General features: G+C 57.0%; 4 protein-coding genes and 2 pseudogenes. 4 read left to right on the top strand and 2 right to left on the bottom strand.

From position 1 onward, the window contains the following. Nucleotides 1-110 precede the first annotated feature (110 nt). The 3 genes from EOA28_RS20530 to EOA28_RS20520 are packed head-to-tail and all read left to right on the top strand — an operon-like array spanning nucleotide 111 to nucleotide 4,328. Complete coding sequence (locus tag EOA28_RS20530; RefSeq protein WP_245501568.1) at nucleotides 111-1,130, top strand: DGQHR domain-containing protein; 1,020 nt, start codon at nucleotides 111-113, stop codon at nucleotides 1,128-1,130. Beyond that, nucleotides 1,123-2,754 (top strand): radical SAM protein, encoded by a 1,632-nt coding sequence (locus tag EOA28_RS20525; RefSeq protein WP_128315212.1) that lies wholly within the window; start codon nucleotides 1,123-1,125, stop codon nucleotides 2,752-2,754. Before EOA28_RS20530 ends, EOA28_RS20525 begins: the two co-directional genes overlap by 8 nt. Next, nucleotides 2,751-4,328: an ATP-binding protein gene (locus EOA28_RS20520; protein WP_128315211.1), complete on the top strand. Its 1,578-nt coding sequence runs from the start codon at nucleotides 2,751-2,753 to the stop codon at nucleotides 4,326-4,328. Before EOA28_RS20525 ends, EOA28_RS20520 begins: the two co-directional genes overlap by 4 nt. A gap of 64 nt (nucleotides 4,329-4,392) precedes the next feature. Here the strand turns inward: EOA28_RS20520 and EOA28_RS20515 are convergent, their stop codons facing one another. Then, the gene (locus EOA28_RS20515; protein ID WP_128315210.1) at nucleotides 4,393-4,902 is read right to left on the bottom strand and encodes a hypothetical protein; all 510 of its coding nucleotides are present in this window, start codon (nucleotides 4,900-4,902) and stop codon (nucleotides 4,393-4,395) included. A 620-nt stretch (nucleotides 4,903-5,522) separates the two neighbouring features. On the opposite strand from EOA28_RS20515, the pseudogene EOA28_RS38935 reads away from it, so the two are divergent. After that, nucleotides 5,523-5,681: pseudogene (locus tag EOA28_RS38935) on the top strand (helix-turn-helix domain-containing protein); the annotation flags it as partial. A 47-nt stretch (nucleotides 5,682-5,728) separates the two neighbouring features. Here the strand turns inward: EOA28_RS38935 and EOA28_RS20510 are convergent. Then, nucleotides 5,729-6,493 (bottom strand): annotated as a pseudogene (locus tag EOA28_RS20510) (hypothetical protein); the annotation flags it as partial.

Here is a 6,493-nt window from a genome sequence, read left to right as displayed (position 1 = left end):
AGGAACATCCGGCGGCGTAATATTTTGTGATCGCAGAATCGATCGAAGTTTGATATCTGCATTCCCAGCGCAGCAAATTTGCAGTCAATCGCTGCAGAATGGGAGTGGCAGTGGCTTCGCGGACGACCCTTACCTGCATCAAAGGCGCGTCTGCCGGCCGCGAGGTCCTTCTTGGCTTCGCGCCGGCGCGCGACCTGCATGCCTTTAGCTTCGCCGACGTCCTCGACGAGGTGACGGGTCGGGGTTATCAACGCCGTTTCAGCCCACAGCACAGCCTGGACTTCCGGCGCTATATTCAGAAGCCTGGCAGTACGACTATTCCTCTGACATTCAATCTGCGTCCCCGCGAAGATGGTGCTTGGTTGGTTCACCGTGGACCTAATGGGACCTATGAGCTTGTTCTGCAAGATGGCGCGCGGGTTCTATCTCAAGTCGATTGTCAGCATCGGCTCGGCTATCTCGCGGACCAGAACATCGAACTGCCCTTCATGTGCTTCATCGGCCTCGACGAGCGCGATGAGACGGCGATTTTTGACGTCATCAATGGCAAGGCGAAGGGTCTTTCGAAGAGCCTTCTCGATTATCACGACGCGCAACTTTCAGAAAATCTCAGTGCAGAGAGGCCCGAGCTCTTCATCGCGCTCTTCCTGAATAGTGAGGCGACTTCGCCCTGGTATCAACGGCTTGACCTCGGAGGCGAGGCTACCTCCGGCCTCGAACGACGGGCGTCGCTGCGGACCATGCAAAAGGCGGCAAAGCAGTTCTTCAAAAGGGTGCGCGGCCAACGCCCCATCAACGCCGAGGATGCGGCGCTCGCCGCCCGCAATTTCTGGATTGCGATTGTGGAACTCTTGCCTCTGTCGTTTTCCAAGCCACGCAATTTTCTCGTCACTAAGGGCATCGGCGTCTACGCTCTTATGGAAATTGCCGCCGACATGGTTTGCGAGCATCCGCAGACGCTTCCGCAGCCAGCCTATTTTGCCTCGATGCTTGGTGATTTCATTCCTGATTTCGACTGGACGAACGCCGGCCCATTGCGAGGGCTCGGTGGCCAGGGCGGAGTCAAGGAGGCTTTGTCCATTATTCGTGATGCGCGGCGGCGGGCGCGACTGAAGGTTGCAAATGGCTAACAAGAATATCCTGCTCATCGAGCCCGGTTATAAGAATAAATATCCGCCGCTCGGCCTTATGAAGATTGCTCAATATCATGGGCCGCGTGGCAAGCGCGACCGGGTCCGGTTCATCAAGGGCGAAGATCGGTCCGTGATGAATGAAGCATGGGACCGGATTTACGTCACGACACTGTTTTCCTTCGAATATCCGAAGATTTCGCAGTCAATAGACTTTGCCCTGGAAGTGGCCAATGGTCAGGCTGACAAAGTGTTTGTCGGTGGGATTGCCGCCTCGCTTATGCATGAGCGTTTTCTGGATGAGCGGCGCTGGCATGGCATTCGTTTCATCAAAGGGCTGTTGTCGGAAGCGCCTGCCGTGTCGCTCCAGCTCGACGAGTTCTCCGAAGAGCTTTATGCCAGCGACACGACAGGACGTCCAATAGAGGATCTCGTTCCCGACTACGATATTCTGTCGCAAATCGATTATCGGTACCCGGTGCGGGATGGGTATTTCGCTTACACCTCGCGGGGCTGCATCCGCAAATGCCATTTCTGCGGCGTGCCGAAGCTTGAGGGAATGCAGCGTGATACGGAGTCGTTGACCGATCTCGTCCGCGCAATCGATGAACATTATGGTCCGAAAAAGGACCTGATCTTGATGGACAACAACGTTGTCGCGTCGCCGCGCTTCAAAGAGATCATAGCCGAAATCCGCGATCTGGGCTTCATACCTGGCGCTAAGCTTCTGCGACCGGGCGCCAGAGTTCCCGTGCAACGGCGCGTGGACTTCAATCAAGGCGTCGACGCCCGCATTTTGTGCAAGGATCCCATGTATCTGCGCGAGCTAGCGAGCATTTGCCTGAAGCCGCTTCGGATCGCCTTCGACCATCTTGGTGTCAGGAAGCCGTATGAGCAGGCTGTGCGATATGCTGCCGAATACGGTCTGACCGAACTTTCCAATTATATGCTTTATAATTTTCACGACGGACCCGAGGATCTGTTCGAGCGGATGCGGCTAAACGTATCGCTAAATGAAGAACTTGGGGTCAGGATCTGGTCGTTCCCGATGCGCTACCAGCCAACGAACCGGCCGGATCGCGGCCATGTCGGCGAAAAATGGTCGCGTTATCAGCTTCGGTCGATGCAGATCATTCTTCAGGCCACGCATGGCATCGTCAGCGGAGCTCCCGACTTCTTCAAGCGGGCCTTCGGTGACACATTTGACGATTACGCTCGCATTTTGATGTTACCGCATGACTTCATCTTCAACCGCACATGGTACGAGCGTTTTGATCCAGACCAGAAGCTGCATGAGTTCAAGGCAGAACTTGCTGGCTTAGACAGCTTTGAGCGCGCCGAACTGGTGGAACTTCTATCGTCGCGCGACCCGCGCGAGTTTTTTTTGCTCAGCGACTTTGCGAACAACGACAAGGTCCGCCGCATTCTGCGGTTCTACATTCCGGTGTCGAAGGAAGAGCTCACCTCGATCTGGGCAAAACAGAAGGAAAGGGTCAGGCTGGAATCGTTGTCCGATCTTGGCCTCGCGGAAGACGAGCGCGTCGAGGACGCCGGCCTCGACTATGAAGAAGACAGCCCTGTGCCAAAGACAGCGCGGGTGAGAAAACAGAGGATTGTTGCATGAGCATCGAGCCCGCCATTCGCGCCAACCGCGCCGCCCTAATGGCAGCAAAGGAGCAGGGCAATGTCGAGCTCATCGACGCCATCGTCGTTGGCCGTGACGTGCTCGAACTGGTGTCGAGCGCCATGTACATAGATCCGATGACGGTTTACCGGGAATACATCCAGAACGCAGCAGATGCGATCGACGATGCCCGGCAAAGAGGCATGCTTCTGCCAGGGCAGGCCGGAAAGGTGACTATTGATATCGATGCGGCTTCGCGATCGATTCGCATTCGTGACAACGGGACCGGCGCTTCCAATCATGAGTTTGGCCGCAAGATGTCGGCTCTTGGGGCGAGCGGGAAACGCGGCACGACATCGCGAGGCTTCCGCGGTGTGGGTCGGCTTGCTGGCCTTGCCTATGCCCAGGAAGTAATCTTCCGTTCCAGAACAGTCGGCGACAAAATGGTCGCCGAGATGGTGTGGGACTGCCGCAAACTTAAGGCGCTTTTTAGGTCTGGGGACGGCGACATCGAAAGCCTGATCCGAAGCGTAGCAACTCTACGAATGAAACCTGCCGGCGGCTACCCGGAGCATTTCTTTGAGGTTGAGTTGCGGGGTATAGTTCGCATCCGCAGCGATAGGTTGATGAGTCCAGCCGCCATTGATGACTATCTCGGCCAAGTCGGCCCGGTACCTTTTTCTCCAGACTTCACCTTCGGTAGAGAATTACGCGCAGCACTAGCTCCGGTGGTCGCGCTTGGGGAGCTGGAAATATTCATCGATGGGAGTGCGAAACCAGTCTACCGCCCTCACCGGGACGTTCTGGTTCAGGATGGCATGAAACCAATCAGCTTTGACCAGGTGACCATCAACGAAGTTTTTGGCATTGATGGCGATCCGGCCGCCCTCGTCTGGATTTTGCACCACGAGTATGAAGGCGCATTGCCAAGCGCGACGAAGGTCAAGGGATTGAGGTTGAGGGCCGGCAATGTACAAATCGGCGATAACAACCTCCTGGAGGAACTGTTTTCCGAGCAGCGTTTCAATGCTTGGTCAGTTGGCGAGATCCATGTGATCGATCGCAAGATCACGCCGAATGGTCGGCGCGATCATTTTGAGCAAAATGCTCACTACACAAACCTCCTGAACCAGTTGAGCCCGATGGCAAGGGAGATTGCAAAGCTGTGCCGTACAAGCTCGATAAAGAGAAAGTGGCTGCGGGAAGCTGACCTTCATCGCCAGCAGATCGAGCATGCCATTGACGTTTTCCACCAAGGGGCAATCGGTGCGGAGGAGAAGACAAGGTTAGCGACCCGCGCCGAGGAGAGCTTCTCGCGGCTGAAGAAGGCGTTGGCGAATAATATCTTCGAGAAAGGGGAAGTGGATCTGCAACGTCGTGCCATGGAGGATCTAAGGGCAAAATATGATGCGCTGCAGGTTCCATCATTGATGCCGCTAGAACTGCCCCATCTTGATGAAAACGAACGGAAGGCCTTCACTCGGTTTTGCGACCTGGTGTACCAGTGCTCGCCGAACGCCTCGTCGGCAAAAATCCTGATCGATAAGATCTTGACTAAGATCAGTTCCGCCTGAATCCAGATCGACTCGCCCAAACGCCGCGGGCTCATGGCACGGATAATAATCATGTGTCAGAAATTCAGATGTTGCTGTTGCGCCAGCGTTCGTATCGTACGGTAGCGTTGTGAAAAGAGGATAAGCTCGGCTTGCTCTTGAGGCTCCAAATTTTTCGAGACAGGATTTCTAAGTCGGCAGCACCATCCGGTCGCCACCCATTTCGGATGGCCCAAGACTTAATGTGGGGCGACGGGTCTTGGTGCCCGTGCGCTCGAAGAATGCGCAACGTCTCGTTGGCGTGATCCTTGTCGCGGGGGTGAAGGAGGCCCGTAGACAAATTCACGATCCGTGTCAGAGCTTCAAGCCCCCGCACCACTACAGGGTCGTCGATGAGCGCGACAGGCGGCTGCTGTTCTTGCCCATGTACAATGGCCCCCCAGCGTCGTGCCCAGTCGTCAGCCGTACCCGGCAGGTCAGGCACTGCCACCACGCCCGCAACATTGTGCAGGCCATCGACGAGGTCCAGAATGTCCGGCGCGGCATAGTAGACTATCAGCACCGATTTGCGCGAGCTTGGACGGATCTTCCGCATCGTTTCGGTGCGGAGGTGCCCGTCCCATGGCAACGCCAAGGGACCCTTTGATAGAGCCCGGACCGCGTTCGCTCCCAGAAAGCGCGATAAGCTTCTTAGCGTAGCCCAAGGCGGTCTGGAAGGCTTCGGCCGCATGGCTGTCGACAGGAATGAGGATTCGGAAAATGTCGGGCATACAGGTGATTCTCAATGGAGGACCCACTCAAAAGAGCGTGCGTCAAAAGTGCTTGGCAAGCAAGTCTTCGGGCTACGGGTGCTCGCTGGATGCAGGGCGGCACGTTTGGAAATGAGCCGGTCCACACTTCGCGTTCCCGGTTTGTGTCTCAATCGATGTTGCAACCATAGTTTCGTTCGACTATGAAGCAGCCAAATTGCAAGTCGTGACACCATAGCAGACCCCGCCTGGGGCTTGCTGTCGAGCAAGCCACGGAATTCCAGGAGCTCACTAAAAGAGCGGTGACTGACGTTTCCAAGCCGGTCAAGGACGCCTTCGAGAAGCCGCCCACGGGTCTCTATCCACGACGGGTACGAGCCTATGTGCGCGGCCTGTCGGGCGACATCCAGATTTGACCCCCAGGCGACACCAGGAACTGACCCCTCTCTTTTGAGAGGAGGAATGGATGACGATTGAGATTTCGGCGAATCCTGCCTTGTCGATGACGATGCAGGGAGAGGCGATGCGGTCGGGGGAAGAAGTTTTGGCCATGGTGCGGCTTCACGAACACGGCTGGGGAGCGAAGCGGATTGCGCAGGAGTTCGGCTGCGCGCGCAACACGGTGTCGTGTTGCCTCACATAATTTTGTTACCGGCTGCCTCACCAAGAATGTTACCCGCTCGCCAGACGTGTGGAATCTGAAGCGAGGTATGGCGCTAGGCTGCTGACCTCGCCGATGAGCCGCTGCACGGCTTGTTGTCGCCACGCCCTTACTCGCTTCTGCAACGTGTGAAGCTGGCGCAAGCTGTATCGTCCGGGATAACGGACCTGGAACTCGACGAGAAGCTCAAGTGCGGTCTGATCCGGACGCTCTTCAAGGCACCGTGCCATCTCTTCCCAATGGTCCTTAAAGATGTCGGGACGTCGGCCGCGCGGTTTGTCGTTGAGCCGACGATACGTCTTCGGCCCAACGACAACACCGCGCGCGCGAGCCGCTCGGCGCCACAGACTGACCCGGCGGACGAGTGTTTTGTACTGCTTGCGGGTAAACCGACCTGGAAACTGGACGCACAGCTCCTCGAAGAGCTGCGTGGCGTTGATATTGGGGAATTCCTCCAATCGGCGGCAAACGATCGGCCACACCATGCGGAGCGCCTGGACGCGGGCTTGGCCAGGCTCGGCGTAGACCGGCTTCGGCTTCTCCTGCATCTTCGCGGCTGTCGCGGCAGGAGTGGGTGGGATCACCGGTTTGAGCGCCGGCGAGGGACTCGCGATAAGGGTTTGTGTCGCGACCTTTGTAGACTTCGCAGGTAACGCGGTTTGGCCTCGATGGAGAAGGTCGGACGGATCTCGCCCGCATGCCAGGCGCTCGATAGGCTTGCTACGAACGCGGCCAGGTTGGGCGGCTCCGATGTCGCCGGTGGCGGTGTTTCGCCG

Source organism: Mesorhizobium sp. M2A.F.Ca.ET.067.02.1.1 (genome assembly GCF_004023285.1).
Classification (GTDB): domain Bacteria; phylum Pseudomonadota; class Alphaproteobacteria; order Rhizobiales; family Rhizobiaceae; genus Mesorhizobium.
The sequence above is the reverse complement of the archived record's forward strand: the minus strand, read 5'-3'. Positions and strand labels throughout refer to the sequence as shown.

Excerpts from the sequence above, each read along its gene's own strand:
- EOA28_RS20525 (WP_128315212.1), top strand. The coding sequence starts at position 1,123 with ATGGCTAACAAGAATATCCTGCTCATCGAGCCCGGTTATAAGAATAAA.
- EOA28_RS20520 (WP_128315211.1), top strand. The coding sequence starts at position 2,751 with ATGAGCATCGAGCCCGCCATTCGCGCCAACCGCGCCGCCCTAATGGCA.
- EOA28_RS20515 (WP_128315210.1), bottom strand. The coding sequence starts at position 4,902 with ATGCGGAAGATCCGTCCAAGCTCGCGCAAATCGGTGCTGATAGTCTAC.